At 36.4% G+C, this 20,637-nt stretch carries 21 protein-coding genes and 3 other annotated features; of the genes, 17 read left to right on the plus strand and 4 right to left on the minus strand.

Going from position 1 to position 20,637, the window contains the following annotated elements:
• Positions 1–180 precede the first annotated feature (180 nt).
• From ACLBXA_RS25450 to ACLBXA_RS25475, 6 genes are all read left to right on the plus strand, one after another.
• Positions 181–1,392 carry an MFS transporter gene (locus ACLBXA_RS25450; protein WP_001149399.1) on the plus strand — a complete coding sequence of 404 codons (1,212 nt, stop codon included), beginning with the start codon at positions 181–183 and terminating at the stop codon, positions 1,390–1,392.
• 10 nt (positions 1,393–1,402) lie between these two features.
• Positions 1,403–2,320, plus strand: a complete 918-nt coding sequence (cysK, locus tag ACLBXA_RS25455; RefSeq protein ID WP_000762269.1) for a cysteine synthase A — start codon at positions 1,403–1,405, stop codon at positions 2,318–2,320.
• Positions 2,321–2,399: 79 nt separating this feature from the next.
• The gene (locus ACLBXA_RS25460; protein ID WP_000771276.1) at positions 2,400–2,912 is read left to right on the plus strand and encodes a GNAT family N-acetyltransferase; all 513 of its coding nucleotides are present in this window, start codon (positions 2,400–2,402) and stop codon (positions 2,910–2,912) included.
• Between the two features lie 93 nt (positions 2,913–3,005).
• Positions 3,006–3,833 (plus strand): DUF4037 domain-containing protein, encoded by an 828-nt coding sequence (locus ACLBXA_RS25465; protein WP_242297684.1) that lies wholly within the window; start codon positions 3,006–3,008, stop codon positions 3,831–3,833.
• 23 nt (positions 3,834–3,856) lie between these two features.
• Entirely contained in the window at positions 3,857–4,432 is a 576-nt protein-coding gene (locus tag ACLBXA_RS25470) for a hypothetical protein (protein ID WP_000505539.1), read from the plus strand.
• A 243-nt stretch (positions 4,433–4,675) separates the two neighbouring features.
• Positions 4,676–4,898 (plus strand) — a binding site (T-box leader).
• 296 nt (positions 4,899–5,194) lie between these two features.
• A complete protein-coding gene (locus ACLBXA_RS25475; protein ID WP_001088185.1) occupies positions 5,195–6,532 on the plus strand; it encodes a sodium-dependent transporter in 1,338 nt (445 codons plus the stop codon).
• 43 nt (positions 6,533–6,575) lie between these two features.
• Here ACLBXA_RS25475 and ACLBXA_RS25480 read toward each other — a convergent pair whose 3' ends face one another.
• Complete coding sequence (locus ACLBXA_RS25480; protein ID WP_001227581.1) at positions 6,576–7,280, minus strand: polysaccharide deacetylase family protein; 705 nt, start codon at positions 7,278–7,280, stop codon at positions 6,576–6,578.
• Positions 7,281–7,604: 324 nt separating this feature from the next.
• Here ACLBXA_RS25480 and ACLBXA_RS25485 point away from each other — a divergent pair, with 324 nt between their 5' ends.
• The 5 genes from ACLBXA_RS25485 to ACLBXA_RS25505 all read left to right on the plus strand — a co-directional run bounded on the left by ACLBXA_RS25485 (position 7,605) and on the right by ACLBXA_RS25505 (position 10,915).
• A complete protein-coding gene (locus ACLBXA_RS25485; RefSeq protein WP_000878325.1) occupies positions 7,605–7,868 on the plus strand; it encodes a CD3324 family protein in 264 nt (87 codons plus the stop codon).
• 154 nt (positions 7,869–8,022) lie between these two features.
• Positions 8,023–8,709 carry a DUF421 domain-containing protein gene (locus ACLBXA_RS25490; protein WP_001015971.1) on the plus strand — a complete coding sequence of 229 codons (687 nt, stop codon included), beginning with the start codon at positions 8,023–8,025 and terminating at the stop codon, positions 8,707–8,709.
• A 110-nt stretch (positions 8,710–8,819) separates the two neighbouring features.
• Positions 8,820–9,461, plus strand: a complete 642-nt coding sequence (locus ACLBXA_RS25495; protein WP_000387066.1) for a FusB/FusC family EF-G-binding protein — start codon at positions 8,820–8,822, stop codon at positions 9,459–9,461.
• 142 nt (positions 9,462–9,603) lie between these two features.
• Positions 9,604–10,491 carry an RCC1 domain-containing protein gene (locus tag ACLBXA_RS25500; protein ID WP_000384548.1) on the plus strand — a complete coding sequence of 296 codons (888 nt, stop codon included), beginning with the start codon at positions 9,604–9,606 and terminating at the stop codon, positions 10,489–10,491.
• Positions 10,492–10,714: 223 nt separating this feature from the next.
• Complete coding sequence (locus ACLBXA_RS25505) at positions 10,715–10,915, plus strand: hypothetical protein (RefSeq protein ID WP_000919318.1); 201 nt, start codon at positions 10,715–10,717, stop codon at positions 10,913–10,915.
• Between the two features lie 163 nt (positions 10,916–11,078).
• On the opposite strand, the gene msrA is transcribed toward ACLBXA_RS25505, so the two are convergent.
• Together msrA and ACLBXA_RS25515 are read right to left on the minus strand one after the other, a co-directional pair.
• A complete protein-coding gene (gene msrA / locus ACLBXA_RS25510) occupies positions 11,079–11,615 on the minus strand; it encodes a peptide-methionine (S)-S-oxide reductase MsrA (RefSeq protein WP_001291894.1) in 537 nt (178 codons plus the stop codon).
• 90 nt (positions 11,616–11,705) lie between these two features.
• Complete coding sequence (locus tag ACLBXA_RS25515) at positions 11,706–12,464, minus strand: SDR family oxidoreductase (protein WP_000911802.1); 759 nt, start codon at positions 12,462–12,464, stop codon at positions 11,706–11,708.
• A gap of 224 nt (positions 12,465–12,688) precedes the next feature.
• Positions 12,689–12,934: a binding site (T-box leader), on the plus strand.
• Between the two features lie 67 nt (positions 12,935–13,001).
• Positions 13,002–13,241, plus strand: a binding site (T-box leader).
• 151 nt (positions 13,242–13,392) lie between these two features.
• On the opposite strand from ACLBXA_RS25515, the gene ilvE reads away from it, so the two are divergent.
• From ilvE to ilvA, 6 genes are read left to right on the plus strand one after another with little or no spacing between them, the layout of a single operon-like run.
• Positions 13,393–14,292 carry a branched-chain-amino-acid transaminase gene (gene ilvE, locus ACLBXA_RS25520; protein WP_000528163.1) on the plus strand — a complete coding sequence of 300 codons (900 nt, stop codon included), beginning with the start codon at positions 13,393–13,395 and terminating at the stop codon, positions 14,290–14,292.
• 22 nt (positions 14,293–14,314) lie between these two features.
• Positions 14,315–16,030 (plus strand): acetolactate synthase large subunit, encoded by a 1,716-nt coding sequence (ilvB, locus tag ACLBXA_RS25525; protein WP_000813470.1) that lies wholly within the window; start codon positions 14,315–14,317, stop codon positions 16,028–16,030.
• Positions 16,027–16,257, plus strand: a complete 231-nt coding sequence (locus ACLBXA_RS25530; RefSeq protein WP_000019916.1) for an ACT domain-containing protein — start codon at positions 16,027–16,029, stop codon at positions 16,255–16,257. The genes ilvB and ACLBXA_RS25530 overlap by 4 nt, the downstream gene beginning before the upstream one ends.
• Before the next feature lie 14 nt (positions 16,258–16,271).
• Complete coding sequence (ilvC, locus tag ACLBXA_RS25535) at positions 16,272–17,279, plus strand: ketol-acid reductoisomerase (protein WP_000861148.1); 1,008 nt, start codon at positions 16,272–16,274, stop codon at positions 17,277–17,279.
• Positions 17,280–17,325: 46 nt separating this feature from the next.
• Positions 17,326–18,999, plus strand: coding sequence for a dihydroxy-acid dehydratase (gene ilvD / locus ACLBXA_RS25540; protein WP_001255811.1), 1,674 nt, complete (start codon positions 17,326–17,328; stop codon positions 18,997–18,999).
• 31 nt (positions 19,000–19,030) lie between these two features.
• Complete coding sequence (ilvA, locus tag ACLBXA_RS25545; RefSeq protein ID WP_000250342.1) at positions 19,031–20,293, plus strand: threonine ammonia-lyase IlvA; 1,263 nt, start codon at positions 19,031–19,033, stop codon at positions 20,291–20,293.
• A 90-nt stretch (positions 20,294–20,383) separates the two neighbouring features.
• Here the strand turns inward: ilvA and ACLBXA_RS25550 are convergent, their stop codons facing one another.
• The gene (locus ACLBXA_RS25550; protein ID WP_000910225.1) at positions 20,384–20,611 is read right to left on the minus strand and encodes a hypothetical protein; all 228 of its coding nucleotides are present in this window, start codon (positions 20,609–20,611) and stop codon (positions 20,384–20,386) included.
• Positions 20,612–20,637 lie beyond the last annotated feature (26 nt).

Raw genomic sequence — 20,637 nt, forward strand, 5'->3', positions numbered from 1 at the left:
GTCTTTTTTTGTACTGTTTTACCGCTGAAAGTTACAAGGATGCAAGCCAATGACGGGAGTTAAGTTATATTTCTGGAAAAAGAAATGAAAGCAGTATAGAATAGAAATGTTTCAAAAGTCAGAATTTATTACACCTACTGTAATAAATATATAATTTGTACAGAAAGGGGAGATTCACATATGCAGGCAGTTTCACACAAAAAAACTGTAGAAACACCGACAATATATCGAATTTTATTTGCGATTAGCTTTGGGCATTTTTTAAATGATTCGATGCAAGCAGTTGTGCCGGCGTTGTTTCCTATTTTGGAAAAAACGATGAATTTATCCTATATGCAAGTAGGGTGGATTGCGTTTGCTTTAAATATGACGTCATCGATTATGCAACCGGTGTTTGGTATGTATTCAGATAAGAAGCCATCACCATTTTTATTACCACTCGGTATGTTTTCAAGCATGCTTGGAATGATTGGACTCGCGTTTGCACCAAACTTTATTATTGTTATTATTTCTGTTTTATTTATTGGTTTAGGTTCCGCAGTTTTTCATCCAGAAGGCGCTCGTGTTGCGTATATGGCGGCAGGTGCAAAACGAGGGTTAGCGCAAGCGATTTATCAAGTTGGGGGAAACACGGGGAATTCCTTAGCTCCTATTTTTACAGCGCTAATTTTCGTTCCACTCGGTCAAATTGGTTCATTAGGTTTTACAGCATTTGCAGCAGTAGGAATTGTATTATTAATTTTCGTATCGAATTGGTACAAAAATGAATTAGCAACCGGCGCTGTAAGAAGGAAGAAGAGGGCTGCGCTTGAGGCGGAAAATGCAATTGTAAGTACACACATTAAATTCGTTATTATACTTCTTGTTTTTCTTACTTTTGTACGTTCTTGGTACGGTGCTGGTATCGGGAATTTCTATCAATTTTACTTAATAGAGCATTATGGTTTATCTATAAAAAATGCCCAGTATTTCGTATTCGCATTTATGATTGCTGGTGTGTTAGGAACTTTCTTCGGAGGACCGTTAGCAGATCGATTTGGTAAGAAAAATATCATCGTATTTTCAATGTTAGGTTCAGCGCCACTTGCACTGTTATTACCACATGTCTCACTTGTGTGGGTCGTACCGTTATTTTTATGTATCGGTTTTATTAGTTCAAGTAGTTTTAGTGTAATTGTTGTATATGCACAAGAGCTTGTACCTGGAAAAGTGGGAATGGTGTCAGGATTAATCGTAGGTCTTGCGTTTGGACTTGGAGCATTAGGTGCAGTAGTTCTTGGGAAATTAGCAGATATATATAGCCTGCAATTTATTATGCTATTATGTAGTTGTCTACCATTAATTGGACTCACTTCATGGTTACTGCCAAGTGATAAGAAAACGATAGAATAGGGGATGCGCTATGAAATTATGTGAAAACGTAACAGAATTAATAGGCGATACACCTGTCGTCCGATTATCTAAATTTATTCCGGAAGACGCAGCAGATGTGTATGTGAAACTAGAAATGTTTAATCCATCGCGCAGTGTGAAAGACCGTGCTGCTTATAATTTACTTCACGTTGCAGAAGAAAATGGTCTCATCAAACCAGGAGATACAATCATTGAACCGACAAGCGGGAATACAGGGATTGGTTTAGCGATGAATGCAGCAGCTAAAGGGTATAAAGCGATTTTAATTATGCCAGACAATATGTCAAAAGAGCGTATTAATTTATTAAAAGCATACGGGGCAGAAGTAGTTTTAACACCAGCAGAACAAAGAATGCCAGGAGCAATTGCGAAGGCGTTAGAATTGCAAAAGCAAATACCGAATAGTTTTATTCCGCAACAATTTGAAAACCCAGCTAATCCGAATATTCACCGCTATACGACTGCGCTTGAAATTTATGAACAAATGGATGGAGAGCTTGACGCCTTTGTTGCAACGGCAGGAACAGGCGGAACGATTACAGGGACTGGTGAAACGTTAAAAGAGAAATTACCAAACTTATATATTGCAGTAGTGGAACCGAAAGGATCTCCCGTTTTATCAGGTGGTGTACCAGGTCCTCATAAACTAGTAGGAACAAGCCCAGGGTTCATCCCGAAAAACTTAAATATAGAAGTGTATAACGAAATTATTCAAATTGCAGACGAAGAGGCTTTAACGACAATGAGAAACTTAGCTAGACAAGAGGGATTATTAGTTGGGCCGTCTTCTGGAGCATCTGTTTACGCTGCAATCATGATAGCGAAACGTCTAGGCGCTGGTAAAAAAGTTTTATGTATTGCGCCTGATACAGGGGAACGTTATTTGAGTATGGGGTTATTTGAATAAAAAGGATAGAAACACCTTAATAGTGAATAGCTGCTATTAAGGTGTTTGTTTTATGGAATGAAGAAGGGGGAGAAGAACAATGAAACTATTAAAACCAATCCATGAATATAGTGAGCATATTACGGCGTATAGACAGGCATTTTTACAATCAGGGGAACAACCACATGGAAGTAGTTCTTTACAAAACTTTGATTCTCTTGATGAATGGTTTGAAAAAGTGAGTAAACAAGAACTAGGAGAAAATATACTAGCTAATCGAGTGCCATCTAGCCAGTTTTTAAGTTTTGAAAAAAGGGAACTTATAGGTTTTGTGAATATTAGACATAGATTAAATCCAGAATTATTACGGGAAAGCGGTCATATTGGATATAGTGTCCATCCAAATAAGCGTCGCCACGGTTACGCTACGAAACAACTACAACTTGCATTAGCTGAAGCACAAAAATTAGGATTACAGAAAGTGTTAATAACTTGCGATAAATCCAATATCGGTTCTGCTAAAACGATTCAAAAGGTTGGCGGTGTGTTAGAAAATGAAGTAGTTTCTTCTCGTACTGGTGAAGTTATTCAGCGCTATTGGATAGAAATATGATGTAGTAGGAATTTGAAAAGGTAATGCAAGCTGTAAAATCGAAATAGATAAATGAAAAGTAAGGGGATTACTGCAATTTTAGGAGGAAATGAATTGGGATTAAAAGAGAAAGCAATAGAGATGGCAGAGATTTATAGGAAAAATCCGAAAGTGGAAGCTATTATTTTAGCGGGTTCAGTAGCTAGAAAACTTGAAGATGAACATTCAGATATAGAATTACATATTTTATGGTCAACACCGCCGGAAGATGAGGATCGTAGGGCCCCTATTTATCATATTGATGGGAAAATATTATCGTATCATCCGTATGAGGAAGAAGAATGGTCGGAAACGTATTTAACGAAAGAGGGAATTAAATTAGAGATTAGTAACTTTTTAACAGAGACAGTAGAGAAAGTGATTTCGGATGTGGTGGATCAATATGATATAAGTTATGAAAAACAATGTATTGTATCATCTGTTCATGATGGTGTTAGTTTGTATGGAGAAGGGAAAGTGAATGAATTAAAAGATAGAGTAGCGGCATATCCAGATGAACTAGCAAAACGGATGATTTCAGAAAATCTATGGTTAAGTAATCGTTGGCACAATCGAAAGGCGCTTTTAAAACGGAAAGATTGGCTTATGCTTTATGACGTTATTTGTGAAGTACAAAGGAATGTATTTGGTGTTTTATTTGGTTTGAATAAAATGTACGTATATCATCCAGCGTTTAAATGGATGCCTAATAATGTGGAACGAATGACTATTAAACCTGAAAAATTATATAAACGTATGGCAGATACATTAATAGGGAGTCCAGAAAATAGTGTGCAGGAGTTAGAGTTGCTAATAGAAGAAGTATTGCAACAAGTTCATACATACGCGCCAGGAGTAAATGTGGATGAGCAAGAAAAATCTATTTTTTATTTTGTGAAATAGAAAATAGTAATAAGGGGGAAGTTATGGGTTTTTTTAATAGGTTTTTTAAAAAAGTTGAAAAAGTAAATGAGCAAGAAGCCACTCTTCATGAATTAAGTGAAGAATTGTATGTTGAATCACCGGTAGAGGAAGCGACTAGTTACTGGGTATCAATGGCACAAAATATAATTATTAATGCTGTAAAGGCGGCTGACAATGATGTGGAACGTGCCTTCGTATTATTGAATTTGAAGAAAGGTGAGGCTTCATTTGATATTTTTTATCAAATAAATGGGCAATTGTATTTCTGGGATCAGCTAGAAAATGAGACGATAAGAAATAGAATTCAGAACGAGTTGTTACCGCAAGCTCCAGAAGTTTCAAATGCAGTAAATGAGCAATTTCATGAAGCTGATCACCCTATAATTTCGTTTGCGCAATTGCAGTTTGAATGGGAAACGAAAGCTTGGTTTTCACATATAATTTGGGAAGATAACCTTGCTGCTCAATTGCCCAAAACTCAAATTCTAAATGAATGGTTTCGTGTAATTAAAGAAGAAACGAAAAATAGACCACTGGATAGTGATGCGAAATTTTCTTGGTATCCATCAAACTCTTAAAAAATGAATACAGAGAGACAGGTTATGTTTCTAGATGATTTGTATTATTGAATAAGTATCAATAATACGTAATTCTTTTTCTATTGCCTGTTAGAATTCGTTATGTACTAATCCACTTGTTTTCTAAACTAAAACTTATATTTCGAATTTTTAAATAGATTGTAATACATAAAAATTCAAAATATAAGTTGACACTATTTTTAATGTGTGATAAAAATGATAGTAATCAATTCGGAAAATAATATTTGGGCAATGAAAGGGTATAGTAGTGAATATCTCCCTATTTCAGAGAGCTGATGGTTGGTGTGAATCAGTATATAGATTATTCATGAAGTTCGTCCTGGAGCATCTTTCATAAATCTCGCATTATGAGGAAATGAAAGACGGTAGTTTATACCGTTATCAAATAAAGTGGTGAAGATTTTTTCACAACTAGGGTGGTACCGCGATATTTATCGTCCCTACGTATTTACGTAGGGACGTTTTTTATTTAGGTCCTAACTTTGGTGTGGCTTCATAACTAGGGTGGTACCGCGATATTTTATCGTCCCTACGTTTTTGCGTAGGGGCGTTTTTATTTAGGTGGTTTCTTAGTGTTCTTCACAACTAGGGTGGTACCGCGATATTTTTGTCGTCCCTACGTATTTACGTAGGGACGTTTTTTTATTAGGGAGGAAGTGAACGTATTAGAAAAGAGTATTGATAGAACAATATAAATACCGAATTGTAACAAAGAAAAAGAGATAGAGAGGAGATTAACAAATGAATTCACAGCAATGGACATCGAAATTAGGTTTCGTATTAGCTGCAGCAGGTTCGGCAATTGGTCTTGGGGCGATTTGGAAATTCCCATATATGGCCGGCATTGGAGGAGGCGGAGCGTTCTTCTTAATTTTCATCGGTTTCACATTATTAATTGGTTTACCGCTATTATTAGCTGAATTTGTTATTGGAAGAAGTACACAAAAAGAGGCTGTCGATGCATATAGAGAGATTGCTCCTAAAACGTTATGGCCTTGGTTAGGTAAATTAGGAATTGTAACATGTTTCATATTACTTTCTTTCTACAGTGTTGTAGGAGGCTGGATTTTATTATATTTATGGAATGCAATTACAGGTAGACTATGGGAAGGAAATGGAGCATACGAAGCTACGTTTGGTGAAATCATTTCCAATCCATATTTAGCAGTTGGATCACAGCTATTATTCATCCTTATTACTATTTTCATCGTAAGTAAAGGTGTACAAAATGGTGTTGAAAAAGTAAATAAATATTTCATGCCAGCACTATTCGTTTTATTCTTTGTATTAATCGTTCGTGCACTTACATTAGATGGTGCTGGAGAAGGCGTTCGTTTCTTCTTACAACCTGATTTCTCACATGTAACATCAGAAGTTATATTATACGCAATGGGGCAATCGTTTTTCTCATTATCTGTCGGGGTAGCCGTTATGGTAACGTATAGCTCATACTTACCGAAAGAAGAAAGCTTACCACGTTCAGCATTTTCTATCGTAGCCTTAACTCTTGTTATTACATTACTTGCAGGACTTGCAATTTTCCCAGTTGTGTTCGCATTTGGAATGGAACCATCTCAAGGGCCGGGACTATTATTTATCGTGTTGCCAGCTATTTTCAGTAAAATGGCATTCGGAAAATTATTCTTCATCGTTTTCTTATTACTATTCTTCTTCGCTACGATTACATCAGCAATTTCGATGTTAGAAATTAGTGTTGCATCGTTAACATCAAAAGGTAAAGGGAAACGTGAAAAAATGGCCTTAATCGTAGGGTTATTAATCTTCGTTGTTGGGGTACCATCAGCATTATCATTCGGTATATTAAGTGATCTGAAGATTTTCGGAAAGACAGTCTTTGATTTAGCGGACTATGCAGTAAGTAACGTTTTAATGCCACTTGGTGTATTATTAGTTTCTATCTTTGTTCCTTTAAAAATGAAGAAAGATGTATTAATGAAAGAGCTAGGTGTAAGTAAAAATAAAGGTTATAAACTATTCGTATTATGGTTATTCTTACTTCGCTTTATCGCACCAATTGCGATTATTATCGTATTCTTAAATGTACTTGGCATTATATAAAAAGAAAGGTGGCGTATCATACAAAGATACGCTACCTTTCTTTTTATTTTGCTCTTTTTTGCAATTCATTTACTGTTACGAACTGATAGCCCTTCTTAGATAAAGAATCTAAAATACCTTCAATCGTTTTTAAATTGTCATCAGACTCATCATACATAGAATGCAGTAAAATGATAGAACCTGGTTTTACATTTTTATTAACATATTTAATTTTATCAGCCGCAGATTTATAAAAAGTATCGGGCTCAAGATCCCATATAATCGTTTCAATATTATTTTTATTTAAATAATAGGGTAGTCCAATTAATTTTTTTCCGTTAGGCGGTCTAAAATCAATTTCGTCTGTAAATCCTGTTTGGCGGATTAATGAATTCGTTTTTTCTATTTCATCTTTAATAAAAGAAGGTGTTTTGAAAATCATTCTTTTATGAGAATATGTATGGTTTCCAAGCTGGTGCCCAGATTGCGCGATAGCTTCTCCTAATGATAGACTTTTCTCTAATTCATTTCCAATTAAAAAGAAAGTAGCTTTAGCGTTGTATTTATCTAGTAACGGTAATATTTGTTTTACATTGTTAGTAGGGCCATCATCAAAAGTTAAAGCGATCACTTTTTCATTTGTTTCTACGCGTTGTGTTAAATCTCCAAATAATTGAAAGCTTCTTGCGTTCATCAATTTGTATGTTCCGAATAATGCCGTGATAATAAAGAATAGTGTAACGATTGTAATGATAATTTTTTTCCTCATAACGTAACCTCACAATGATTTTTGATTCAATAAAAAGTATTATATCAAAATTAATTATTTATTGCTGAAAAAGTATGAAGATGCAAGGAGAGGGATTTTATCATATAATAAAATGCAAAAGGTATATTAGGAGGTGTTTATATGGCGATTATAATTCAATTGCCAGACACTGCAACGTCTCATGCAAAGCCAAGTATGGAAATGGCGATACTTTGCGTGAGGTAGACAAGTAATATACAATCGCCTATATGAGCTCGTATCATTTTTTATATTTGGCTTTGCACCTTATTGAAATGAACCATAAAAAATAAGGGGCGAGCAGAAATGAAATACGTAAAAGCTAATGCTGTTTTACCAGAGAGTTTAATTACTGAAATTCAAAAGTATATACAAGGTGAAACAATTTACATTCCGAAACAAGAAACGAAACATTATAAATGGGGTACACGATCTGGCGGAAGAAAACAACTAGATGAAAGAAATAAAGCAATTAAAGAAGCGTTTAAAAGTGGGATTGCTATTCATCAACTTGCAGAAGAATATTTTCTTTCTGGGGAAACGATTAAAAAGATTGTGTATTCTAAATAAGAGGAAAAGAGTCTGATTCATATATTACTTTGAATCAGACTCTTTTTGTTTTGTATTTATTGGATGTGAATGGACATGATAATAGCGACAATGTGCCATTTTTTACTAAATTGGATACATAACATTTGAGTGAAAAGCAGAAAGGTGAACATATATGAATCATCTTGGACAAATAACGATAGAACTTTTTGTTGGTTTTTTTGTTTTATTAATTGCTACTAAAATATTAGGGAAAACACAAATATCGCAGCTAACACCTTTTGATTTTATTTCTGCCATTGTACTCGGAGAATTGGTTGGAAATACGATATATGACCCTGAAGTGAAAGTCTGGTCCATTTTATATGCGGTACTAGTATGGACAGTATTAATTTACGCAATAGAAGTGATAACGCAAAAATATAGGGGGACAAGAAGGTTTTTTGAAGGATATCCTTCTATTATTATTCGTAATGGATATATTGACAGAGATCAATTAAAATCGAATCATTTGGATATAAACCAATTACAACAAATGCTTAGGCAACAAAAAGATATATTTTCAATCCGAGAAGTTGAATATATGATATTGGAACCTAATGGAAACATAAGCGTTCTGAAAAAAAGTAAATACGAATCTCCTACTATAAATGATTTAAGTTTAAAACATAAGCCTGTCTACTTACCAATTTCATTAATTAGTGATGGGAAAGTAGTTAAGGATAATTTGAGGGAAGCAGGATTTGATGAAGGGTGGCTTTATAAACAAATAAAGCAAAAAGGAATTACTAAATTTGAAGACGTATTATATGCGGAATGGAAAACAGATGATGGCTTCTTTTGTCAGGAAATGCAGCGGTAGAGAATAAGTGATGTATGTAATGTTTGTTTCTAAGTTATCTTTTACATATCAAAAAACGTAATCATTGTATACAATAAAACTAGATCAACAATTTGTATGGAGTGATAAAGATGGAAGCGTTTATTAGAAGTGATCAATATAATTTTATAAAATCACAAGCTTATATTTTAGCAAACGGGCATGCAACGGCAAACGATAGAGGTGTAATTCAAGCGTTAAAATCACTTGCGATCGAAAAGATAATACATGTATTTGAGAATTTAACCGATGAACAGAAAGAGTTAATTGATACGGTATTAACAGTTCAAAATAGAGAAGATGCAGAATCATTTTTAATGAAAATAAATCCGTATGTAATTCCGTTTCAAGAAGTTACAGCACAAACATTAAAAAAATTATTTCCTAAAGCAAAAAAGCTAAAACTTCCCGATATGGAAGAACTGGATATGAAAGAATTATCTTATTTAAGCTGGATTGACAAAGGATCAAGCAGGAAATTTATTATAGCGAAAAATGATAAAAATAAGTTTGTTGGTCTGCAAGGAACGTTCCAAAGTTTAAATAAAAAAAGTATTTGTTCATTATGTCATGGGCATGAAGAAGTAGGGATGTTTTTAGTTGAAATTAAAGGTGATGTACCAGGAACTTTCGTTAAAAAGGGAAACTACATTTGCAAAGATGGTGTAGCTTGCAATCTGAATATGAAATCGCTAGATAAATTGAACGATTTTATTGACCGCTTGAAGAAATAACGAGAAAACCTCTAGTATTTAAACTGGAGGTTTTTATTTTTTGAAGAAGTAAAATAAGCTTTCTTTGTAAATGTAGATTTATAATGAAATTTGATAAAAATATCTATTATGATACAGTTGCTTATATGCAAGGAGGTAAAACATGGATTACATTTTACCGAAAGAAAAATTGAAGCGATGGCCAAAAGATACGATAGCGGCGGGGCGTGGTCATACTGTTGGTCTTAAATCGGATGGCACGGTAGTAGCGGTGGGCCGGAGTAAAGAAGGAGAATGCAATGTATGTGGCTGGCGAGATATTGAAGCAGTTGCAGCAGGCAATGTTCATATGGCGACGAACACAGGTAATGCTCACACAATCGGTCTTACATGTGACAATACTGCGATAGCAGTGGGTTGGAATAAGCATGAACAATGTGATGTAAACGATTGGCATAATATTGTAGCGGTTGCGGCAGGGTGGCGTCGTACTATTGGCCTTAAATCGGATGGCACGGTAGTAGCGGTCGGCCGAAATAAAGAAGGAGAATGCAATGTAAGCAGTTGGCAAGGTATTGTGGCAGTCACAGCGGGTGACTGGCATACAGTCGGTCTTAAATTGGACGGCACATTGACGACTGTGGGAAATAATCGATATGGTCAATGCAATGTAAGTAGCTGGCGAGGTATTGTATCGGTCAAGGCTGGGTATCTTCATACTGTTGGTCTTAAACGAGACGGTACGGTGACAGCAGTGGGGAATGATAAACATAACCAGTGTGATGTGAGTGGCTGGATAGATATTGTAGCAATAGCGGCTGGTACGAATCATACAATCGGACTAAAATTAGACGGTACCGTGGTGGCCGTGGGCTGGAATGAGTATGGTCAATGTAACGTAAGCGATTGGCGCGATATTGTAGCGATAGCGGCTGGTTGTGCACATACAGTCGGACTAAAATCAGACGGCACGGTGGTCGCGGTAGGTAATAATGAATTTGGCCAATGTGATGTAGGTAGCTGGCGCGACATTCGGTCGCCTGGCAAATAGTCAATTTACAATAAATGATTAGTAATATTATTCTATTTTAGGAGTAATTATGGAATAGGATATGTAGAAAATAATTAAACTTAAATCTGCTGAATAAGAATCTCTTTTAAAAAGGGATTCTTATTATTTTTCGTAAAATGAGGGTCTAAATGGAATTTTTGAACAAACTTTCTTTCAAAATTACAGTAGAAGATATAAATAAAGTATAGAGGAGAATAAAGGAATGCTTAAAAGGTTTTTACTTTCTTTACCGGATGTTTTACTTATATGTATCGTTCTCTACATAACGTACACAAATTCTTTTAGTTTTGGACAGATGTTAGTAATTTCAATTGCAATCGGAATTATTGGTGGTCTTGCTATTAGAATTTGTAAGGATGTATTCATGTATATAAGGTGGACAATTAAACAAAGAAAAACTTGAATATGTTTAATTGTTATTAGGAGGGAATGAAATGACTAAGAAAAAGAATAGAGTGAAAAACGAGATAGTACTTTGGTCACTAACAGCAATTGTTCTGTTAATTGTATGGTACTTTTATCAAAAATAAAAACGCATCGTACTAAAAAAGCACGATGCGTTTTTATTATTTTTTTTGCCAATTTTCTTTAATAAAGTCTTCACGGCCAGATTCTTTTTGCTCAGTAGCATATTTCTCTGGATTCTTTTTATAGAAATGTTGGTGGTAGTCATCTGCTTCGTAAAAAGGTGCAGCAGGACGAATTTCAGTCACGATTGGATCTTTAAACATACTGCTTTCTGCAAGAGCTTGTTTTGATTTTTCAGCAAGCCCTTTTTGTGTTTCGTTATGATAAAAAATAGCGGTACGATAAGATGGACCACGGTCAAAGAATTGTCCGCCATCATCAGTTGGATCGATTTGTGGCCAATATAAGTCTAGTAATTTCTGATAAGGAAAAATAGAAGGATCGAATGTAATTTGAACAACTTCTAAATGTCCAGATGTTCCGGTTTTTACTTGTTCATATGTTGGGTTTTCTACATGACCTCCTGCATAGCCAGAAAGTACTTTATGAATACCAGGAAGTTCATCAAATGGTTTTACCATGCACCAAAAGCAACCGCCTGCGAAGGTTGCGAGTTCGTATGTTTTTTCGGACATTGCTGTAATCCTCCTAAATGTATATGTTTTATATAGTATTATATAAATTGTTTTATTGCGCAATAAAAAAGATTTGAAAATATATGTTTTTTATAAACAAGATCCTCCGCTCACATCAATTAATTGTCCAGTAACCCAGCGGCTGTCTGGAGAAGCAAGAAATGCAGCAGTATCGGCAATGTCTTCTACTTCACCTAAGCGATTGAAAGCGGAAATAGTAGTAGCGTACTGCTTCATCATCGGGTCGCTCAAGAGTTCTGCATTCATATCTGTTTTAATAAATCCTGGAAGTATTGCATTCACCGTTATTCCTCGTGCTCCAAGCTGTTTTGCTAGTGTAAAAGTCATTGTATTAATAGCGCCTTTCGTCATACTATATGCAACAAAATCAGGTAAAGAAATGCGGGTCGCAGCGGATGAAATATTAATAATTCGGCTATTGTCACGTAAACGTGGCAGTGCTTGTTGAATGATAAAGAATGGTGCTTTTGCATTTACTGAAAACATTCTATCAAAAAATTGTTCAGTCGTTTCTTCAATAAAAGCACCAGGACCAATGCCAGCATTGTTTATTAAAATATCAAATTGTGTTTCACCAGTGCGCTTTTGTAATTCAGTATCTAAAGCTTTATAAAGGTTTTCTACACCATGTAAGGATTCTAAATTTGCGCCGATAGAAAAAGCTTGGCCACCATTTGATTGAATTTCATGAACAGTTTCTTCAGCGTCATCTTTTCGATTACCGTAATGAACAGCAACCAATGCACCGTCATTTGCTAAACGTTTAGCGATCGCTCGTCCAATTCCTCGGCTTGCTCCTGTAACTAACGCTACTTTCCCTTTTAACATAGTTTTCTCATCTCCTCATAAATTTTTCTTTATGTAGTAGTGCAAACATACTTAAGCAATATATGAGTGTATGTAAGTAATTCATTCCAATTTTGATTTGAGAAAAAATAAATAGAATGAATTTAGATTTTTTTTGAAAAAACATGTTGACAAAGAAAAGAACAACGTCCTATAATACGTGTAACAAATAAAAGTTAATTAAAAATTTTCTAACTTTATATGTTGTATATGCAAAGAAGAGGAAAGTAGATGATTATGATCGTTTCAGAGAGCTACTCCAAGGCTGCGAGAGTAGTAACAATCAAATCATTGAAGATCACCTCGGAGCATCGCTTGCGAAAGGGAAACTGAGTAGAGGGCGGCGGCATCGTCTCCGGTAAAAGGACGGGGGTCTAATTGGACCTACGAAGCTTATATTTCGCGAGAAGTATAAGGAAGCTGAGTGGTAACGCGAAACTCTCGCCTCAGCAATCAAAGCTACTAAATTGTAGTAGTTGATTGCTGAGGCGAGAGTTTTTATTTTAGAAAATAGAATAAGAGAATGCGTGGAAGAGGAGAGTAAATGATAAAGATTGTTTCAGAGAGCTGCCCCGAGGCTGTGAGGGTGGTAACAATGCACTCATTGAAAATCACCTCGGAGCACTACTTTTGAAAATTAGTAAAAAGTAGCGGGTTTGTTCCCGATAGAAAAACAAAAGTCTAATTGGACTTGCAGAGCTTATATTTCGTGAGAAGTGTAAGGAAGCTGAGTGGTACCACGATTCCCTCGTCTCAGCAATGGATTGCTACAAGTATGTAAGTAATCGATTGTTGAGACGAGTATATTTTTAATATTTATATACTGAATATTCTGTTAAAAATACTCATCTCAGCAATCGATGTAGAAATAGATTGCAAAAAATAGAGAAAAAAAGAGGAGCGATGTGAGATGGGAAACCAGTACATTTACATGAATGGGGAATTTGTAGAAAAAGAAAAGGCAGTTGTTTCAGTATATGATCACGGCTTTTTATACGGAGACGGTGTATTTGAAGGGATTCGTAGTTACGGAGGAAATGTATTTTGTTTAAAAGAACATGTAAAACGATTATATGAATCGGCAAAATCTATTTTACTTACAGTCCCACTGACAGTTGACGAAATGGAAGAAGCAGTTTTACAAACGTTGCAAAAAAATGAGTATGCGGATGCTTACATTCGTTTAATTGTTTCACGAGGAAAAGGTGACTTAGGGCTCGACCCTAGAAGTTGTGTGAAACCGAGCGTTATTATCATTGCAGAACAATTAAAGTTATTCCCTCAGGAATTTTACGATAATGGATTAAGCGTTGTATCTGTTGCATCAAGACGTAATACGCCAGATGCATTAGATCCACGCATTAAGTCAATGAACTACTTAAATAACGTACTTGTAAAAATTGAAGCGGCACAAGCAGGAGTGTTAGAGGCTCTTATGTTAAATCAACAAGGATATGTTTGTGAAGGTTCTGGCGATAATGTTTTCGTTGTGAAAGATGGAAAAGTATTAACCCCACCATCCTATTTAGGAGCATTAGAAGGTATTACGAGAAATAGTGTTATCGAGCTATGTGAACGACTGAGTATTCCATGTGAGGAAAGACCATTCACTCGCCATGATGTATATGTAGCGGATGAAGTATTTTTAACAGGAACAGCAGCGGAGTTAATTCCAGTTGTAAAAGTTGATTCGAGAGAAATTGGAGATGGGAAACCAGGAAGTGTAACGAAACAATTGACCGAAGAATTTAAAAAATTAACGAGAGAAAGAGGAGTACGTGTTCCCGGGCTGACGGAAAGCTTAGCATAAATAAGGAGAGGAGTTAATTGAAATGAAGCAGCAGTATACAGCGTATGAGAAGTTACAGTGTGAAGAAATGACAGGCGCTGGGCACGTGATTCAATGTTTGAAGAAATTGGGTGTAACGACCGTTTTCGGCTATCCAGGCGGAGCGATCTTACCAGTATACAATGCGTTATACGAAAGTGGTTTGAAACATGTTTTAACTCGTCATGAACAAGCTGCCATTCATGCGGCTGAAGGATATGCGAGAGCTTCTGGAAAGGTCGGGGTAGTCTTTGCTACCTCTGGCCCAGGGGCGACAAATTTAGTTACCGGCTTAGCAGACGCTTATATGGATTCGATTCCTTTAGTTGTCATTACCGGCCAAGTTGCAACGCCTTTAATTGGTAAAGATGGATTTCAAGAAGCGGATGTTGTCGGAATTACAGTACCTGTTACGAAGCATAATTACCAAGTTCGTGATGTAAATCATGTATCACGAATTGTGCAAGAAGCTTTTTACATCGCCGAAAGCGGACGCCCGGGACCAGTATTAATCGATATTCCAAAAGATGTTCAAAATGCAAAAGTCACCAGTTTCTTTAATGAAGAAGTTGATATTCCGGGGTACAAACCAGAACTTGTACCAGACAGCATGAAACTTAGAGAGGTAGCTAAAGCAATTTCAAAATCAAAGCGTCCGCTTCTTTATATTGGGGGAGGTGTCATTCATTCAGGTGGATCCGATGAACTTTTTGAATTCGCAAGGGAGAACCGTATTCCAGTCGTTTCAACTTTAATGGGACTTGGTGCATATCCACCGGGAGATCCATTGTTTTTAGGGATGCTTGGTATGCATGGGACATACGCTGCTAATATGGCGGTAACAGAATGTGATTTACTACTTGCATTAGGTGTTCGCTTCGATGATCGTGTAACAGGAAAATTAGAACTTTTTTCTCCGCACTCGAAAAAAGTACATATTGATATTGATCCTTCTGAGTTTCATAAAAATGTAACTGTAGAGCATCCCATTGTTGGTGATGTGAAAAAAGCGTTACACATGTTGTTACATATGTCTATTTATACACAAACAGACGAATGGCTTCAGAAAGTAAAGGCATGGAAAGAAGAATATCCACTTTCTTATAAGCAAAAAGAATCTGAGTTAAAACCACAGCATGTGATCAACTTAGTAAGTGAATTAACGAATGGTGAAGCGATTGTCACAACAGAAGTAGGACAGCATCAAATGTGGGCTGCTCACTTCTATAAAGCAAGAAAACCTCGGACGTTCCTTACCTCTGGAGGATTAGGAACGATGGGGTTTGGTTTTCCAGCAGCAATTGGTGCTCAGCTAGCTAAAAAAGAAGAACTTGTCATTTGTATTGCAGGTGATGCTTCTTTTCAAATGAACATTCAAGAACTACAAACAATTGCTGAAAATAACATCCCTGTAAAAGTATTTATCATAAATAACAAATTTTTAGGGATGGTAAGGCAATGGCAAGAAATGTTTTATGAAAATCGTTTATCAGAATCAAAAATTGGATCGCCAGATTTTGTGAAAGTGGCAGAAGCTTATGGAGTGAAGGGATTAAGAGCGACAAATTCAACAGAGGCGAAACAAGTGATGTTAGAAGCATTTGCTCATGAAGGTCCTGCCGTAGTTGATTTTTGTGTAGAAGAAGGTGAAAACGTATTTCCGATGGTTCCGCCAAACAAAGGGAATAACGAAATGATTATGAAGAGGTGGGAAGAATGAGTCATACTTTTTCACTCGTTATTCATAACGAGCCAAGCGTCTTATTACGTATAAGTGGGATTTTTGCTCGGCGTGGTTATTATATTTCTTCTTTACATTTAAATGAAAGAGATACAAGTGGTGTTTCTGAAATGAAACTCACAGCAGTTTGTACTGAAAATGAAGCGACATTACTTGTTAGTCAGTTGAAAAAATTAATTGATGTACTGCAAGTAAATAAATTATAAGGAGTGTATGGAATATGAAAACATATTATGAGAAAGATGCAAATGTAGAGTTATTACAAGGAAAAACTGTTGCAGTAGTTGGTTATGGATCACAAGGTCATGCGCAAGCACAAAATTTACGTGATTCTGGTGTAGAAGTTGTAGTTGGTGTTCGTCCTGGTAAGTCGTATGAAGTAGCGAAAGCAGATGGATTTGAAGTAATGTCTGTTTCAGAAGCGGTTCGAACCGCACAAGTTGTACAAATGTTATTGCCAGATGAACAGCAAGCTTATGTGTATAAAGCAGAGGTAGAAGAGAATCTTCGTGAAGGACACATGTTACTTTTCTCACATGGATTTAATATTCACTTCGGACAAATTAACCCGCCAAGTTACGTAGATGTAGCGATGGTCGCGCCAAAAAGTCCAGGTCACCTCGTTCGTCGTGTATTTCAAGAAGGAAATGGTGTTCCGGCATTAGTGGCAGTACATCAAGATGCAACAGGAACAGCATTAAGTTTAGCTCTTGCGTATGCAAAAGGTGTAGGCTGTACACGTGCAGGCGTAATTGAAACGACATTCCAAGAAGAAACAGAGACGGATTTATTCGGAGAGCAAGCAGTGCTTTGCGGCGGGGTAACTGCGCTTGTGAAAGCTGGTTTTGAAACATTAACAGAAGGTGGATATCGACCTGAAATTGCATACTTTGAATGTTTGCATGAATTAAAGTTAATTGTTGATTTAATGTACGAAGGCGGTTTAACGAATATGCGCCATTCTATTTCAGATACGGCAGAGTTCGGAGATTATGTAACAGGATCGAGAATTGTTACAGATGAAACGAAGAAGGAAATGAAGCGTGTTTTGACAGAAATTCAGCAAGGTGAATTTGCGAAGAAATGGATTTTAGAAAATCAAGCAGGGCGTCCAACGTATAATGCGATGAAAAAAGCAGAGCGAAATCATCAGTTAGAAAAAGTAGGGGCAGAGCTTCGTGAAATGATGAGCTGGATTCATGCACCGAAAGAATTAGTGAAAAAATAGAGTAAGTGATTGTAAGTGAAAAATACGTAAGAGGGGATTTGACAAGATGAGAAGTGACATGATTAAAAAAGGTTTTGATAAAGCGCCGCACCGTAGTTTATTAAAAGCAACTGGTTTGAAAGATGAAGATTTTGATAAACCTTTCATAGCGATTTGTAATTCTTTTATTGAAATTATTCCAGGGCATAAGCACTTGAACGAGTTTGGGAAACTTGTAAAAGAGGCAGTTCGCGCGGCAGGTATGGTACCATTCGAATTCAATACGATTGGAGTTGACGATGGTATTGCGATGGGACATATCGGTATGCGTTATTCTCTTCCGAGTCGTGAAATTATTGCAGATTCAGTAGAAACGGTTGTAAATGCACACTGGTTTGACGGCATGATTTGTATCCCAAATTGTGACAAAATTACACCTGGTATGATGATGGCTGCACTACGTATTAACATTCCGACTGTGTTTGTTTCAGGCGGCCCGATGGCAGCAGGAAAAACATCTAAAGGAGAAGTTGTCGATTTAAGTTCTGTTTTTGAAGGAGTAGGAGCTTATCAATCTGGGAAAATTTCAGAAGAAGAATTAAAGGATATTGAAGATCATGGCTGTCCATCTTGTGGTTCTTGTTCCGGAATGTTTACGGCGAACTCTATGAACTGTTTATGTGAAGTGTTAGGTTTAGCTCTTCCTGGTAACGGGAGTATTTTAGCAATTGATCCAAGACGTGAAGAGTTAATTAAACAAGCAGCAGAGAAATTAAAAATTTTAATTGAAAGAGATATTAAACCAAGAGACATCGTAACGGAAGAAGCGATTGATGATGCGTTCGCGCTTGATATGGCAATGGGTGGATCAACGAATACAGTATTGCACACATTAGCTCTCGCACAAGAAGCGGGTTTAGATTACGATATGAATCGCATTGATGCCGTTTCAAGACGTGTACCACATTTATGTAAAGTAAGCCCTGCTTCCAATTGGCACATGGAAGATATTGATCGAGCGGGCGGGATTAGTGCAATTTTGAAAGAGATAAGCCGAAAAGAAGGGGTGCTTCATCTAGACCGAATAACGGCTACCGGGCAGACGTTAAGAGAAAACATTGCTCATGCAGAGATTAAAGATAAGGAAGTTATTCATTCTCTCGAAAACCCTCATAGTGAAGAAGGGGGATTACGTATATTAAAAGGAAACCTTGCGAAAGATGGAGCGGTTATTAAAAGCGGTGCAACAGAGGTAAAGCGTTTTGAAGGACCTTGCGTTATTTTTAATTCACAAGATGAGGCGCTTGCGGGCATTATGCTTGGAAAAGTGAAGAAAGGCGATGTAGTTGTTATTCGCTATGAAGGACCAAGAGGTGGCCCTGGTATGCCAGAGATGTTAGCGCCAACTTCAGCGATTGCTGGAATGGGATTAGGTGCAGATGTTGCGCTATTAACGGATGGTCGTTTCTCGGGTGCTTCACGTGGTATTTCAGTAGGACATATTTCACCAGAAGCAGCTGCGGGTGGAACGATTGCACTTCTTGAACAAGGGGATATTGTATGTATTGATGTTGAAGAACGCTTGCTAGAAGTAAGAGTTAGTGATGAAGAATTAGATAAGCGTAAAAAAGAATGGAAACGACCAGAAGCGAAAGTGAAAACTGGCTGGCTTGGACGTTATGCACAGATGGTAACATCGGCGAATACAGGTGCAGTTCTAAAAATCCCGGATTTTGATTGAGCCAATTTAAAAGAGATAAGGATGATATATAATGGTGCAGAAGGTAAAGGAGAGAGTGAAAATTGAAGATATCTTAATGGCTCATAATTGCATGAAAGATATCGTTATTAAAACACCGTTACAACGTGATACAGTTTTATCTGAGAAATATGATTGTGACGTTTATGTAAAACGAGAAGACTTACAATTGATTCGCTCTTTCAAAATTCGTGGTGCGTACAATTTAATTCAAAGTTTATCAAAAGAACAATTACAAAACGGTGTTGTATGCGCGAGCGCTGGTAATCATGCGCAAGGAGTTGCTTATACGTGTAATTTATTGAAGATTGCGTCAAAAATCTTCATGCCGACGACAACACCTAAACAAAAAGTATCACAAGTACAATTTTTCGGTGGTGATTTTGCGGAAATCGTATTAGTTGGTGATACATTTGATAGCTCTTTCCAAGAAGCGCAGCGCTATTGTGAAGAAAATAGAATGACGTTCGTTCATCCGTTTGATGATCCGTATGTAGTTGCTGGTCAAGGGACAGTTGCAGTTGAAATTATGCATGATATGGAGAAATCGGTTGACTATATCTTTACGGCAATCGGCGGTGGTGGGTTAGCATCAGGTGTTGGTACATATGTGAAAGGTGTTAGTCCTGCTACAAAGGTTATTGGTGTAGAGCCGATGGGAGCTGCATCTATGAAAGAGGCTTTTCTTCAAAATGAAAATGTCGCATTAGAGAAAATAGATAGTTTTGTTGATGGGGCAGCTGTTAAAAAAGTAGGAAAGTTAACATTTGAAACTTGTAAAGATGTAATTGATGACATTGTTTTAGTACCAGAGGGAAAAGTTTGTACGACGATTTTAGAACTGTATAAGAAAAATGCAATTGTAGCTGAACCGGCTGGTGCACTATCTATTGCAGCGCTTGATTTATATAGAGATGAAATAAAGGGTAAAACAGTTGTATGCACGCTAAGTGGTGGAAATAACGATATTGATAGAATGCAAGAAATGAAAGAACGTTCGCTCATTTACGAAGGATTAAAACATTACTTCATTATTGAATTCCCGCAACGTTCAGGTGCGCTAAGAGAATTTCTTGATAAAGGATTAGGACCAGAAGATGATATTACGCGCTTTGAATACATTAAGAAACATAATAAAGAAAATGGTCCAGCGTTAGTCGGCGTAGAGTTGAAACATAAAGAAGATTATGAGCAATTAATTACTCGCTTTAAAGAAAATAATATTCAATTTATGGAGCTTAATAAAAATCCCATCTTGTTTGATTTACTTATTTAATAGAAGGAAAGGGATAACATACGGTTTTACTAGAAATAAAAAAGATAGATATAAGCAGTAGAAACGCTACTTGTATCTATCTTTTTATAGTTAAACTAAATATTTTCCATATTCAAGAAGGATAAAGCTAGTTAACCAAAAGAGTATCGCAATACGAATGATTACATACATAGTAAATTCAAAGGTAGTAAGTTTTCGTTCGCGTTTTATTTTTTTTAGAAGTCTAACAGAGAAAATTGAACATAAAAGTAGAACGGCTATAGATATTTTATAAATATTCTCTAACAAACTTACATTTTCTAATAAGTCTTTCAGCATGTTCATTACCTATTCTGTAATGTATG

It is taken from the genome of Bacillus sp. D48C (assembly GCF_053345735.1).

Coding starts and splice junctions, on each gene's coding strand:
- ACLBXA_RS25450 (WP_001149399.1), top strand. CDS start 181: ATGCAGGCAGTTTCACACAAAAAAACTGTAGAAACACCGACAATATAT.
- cysK (WP_000762269.1), top strand. CDS start 1,403: ATGAAATTATGTGAAAACGTAACAGAATTAATAGGCGATACACCTGTC.
- ACLBXA_RS25460 (WP_000771276.1), top strand. CDS start 2,400: ATGAAACTATTAAAACCAATCCATGAATATAGTGAGCATATTACGGCG.
- ACLBXA_RS25470 (WP_000505539.1), top strand. CDS start 3,857: ATGGGTTTTTTTAATAGGTTTTTTAAAAAAGTTGAAAAAGTAAATGAG.
- ACLBXA_RS25475 (WP_001088185.1), top strand. CDS start 5,195: ATGAATTCACAGCAATGGACATCGAAATTAGGTTTCGTATTAGCTGCA.
- ACLBXA_RS25480 (WP_001227581.1), bottom strand. CDS start 7,280: ATGAGGAAAAAAATTATCATTACAATCGTTACACTATTCTTTATTATC.
- ACLBXA_RS25485 (WP_000878325.1), top strand. CDS start 7,605: ATGAAATACGTAAAAGCTAATGCTGTTTTACCAGAGAGTTTAATTACT.
- ACLBXA_RS25490 (WP_001015971.1), top strand. CDS start 8,023: ATGAATCATCTTGGACAAATAACGATAGAACTTTTTGTTGGTTTTTTT.
- ACLBXA_RS25495 (WP_000387066.1), top strand. CDS start 8,820: ATGGAAGCGTTTATTAGAAGTGATCAATATAATTTTATAAAATCACAA.
- ACLBXA_RS25500 (WP_000384548.1), top strand. CDS start 9,604: ATGGATTACATTTTACCGAAAGAAAAATTGAAGCGATGGCCAAAAGAT.
- ACLBXA_RS25505 (WP_000919318.1), top strand. CDS start 10,715: ATGCTTAAAAGGTTTTTACTTTCTTTACCGGATGTTTTACTTATATGT.
- msrA (WP_001291894.1), bottom strand. CDS start 11,615: ATGTCCGAAAAAACATACGAACTCGCAACCTTCGCAGGCGGTTGCTTT.
- ACLBXA_RS25515 (WP_000911802.1), bottom strand. CDS start 12,464: ATGTTAAAAGGGAAAGTAGCGTTAGTTACAGGAGCAAGCCGAGGAATT.
- ilvE (WP_000528163.1), top strand. CDS start 13,393: ATGGGAAACCAGTACATTTACATGAATGGGGAATTTGTAGAAAAAGAA.
- ilvB (WP_000813470.1), top strand. CDS start 14,315: ATGAAGCAGCAGTATACAGCGTATGAGAAGTTACAGTGTGAAGAAATG.
- ACLBXA_RS25530 (WP_000019916.1), top strand. CDS start 16,027: ATGAGTCATACTTTTTCACTCGTTATTCATAACGAGCCAAGCGTCTTA.
- ilvC (WP_000861148.1), top strand. CDS start 16,272: ATGAAAACATATTATGAGAAAGATGCAAATGTAGAGTTATTACAAGGA.
- ilvD (WP_001255811.1), top strand. CDS start 17,326: ATGAGAAGTGACATGATTAAAAAAGGTTTTGATAAAGCGCCGCACCGT.
- ilvA (WP_000250342.1), top strand. CDS start 19,031: ATGGTGCAGAAGGTAAAGGAGAGAGTGAAAATTGAAGATATCTTAATG.
- ACLBXA_RS25550 (WP_000910225.1), bottom strand. CDS start 20,611: ATGCTGAAAGACTTATTAGAAAATGTAAGTTTGTTAGAGAATATTTAT.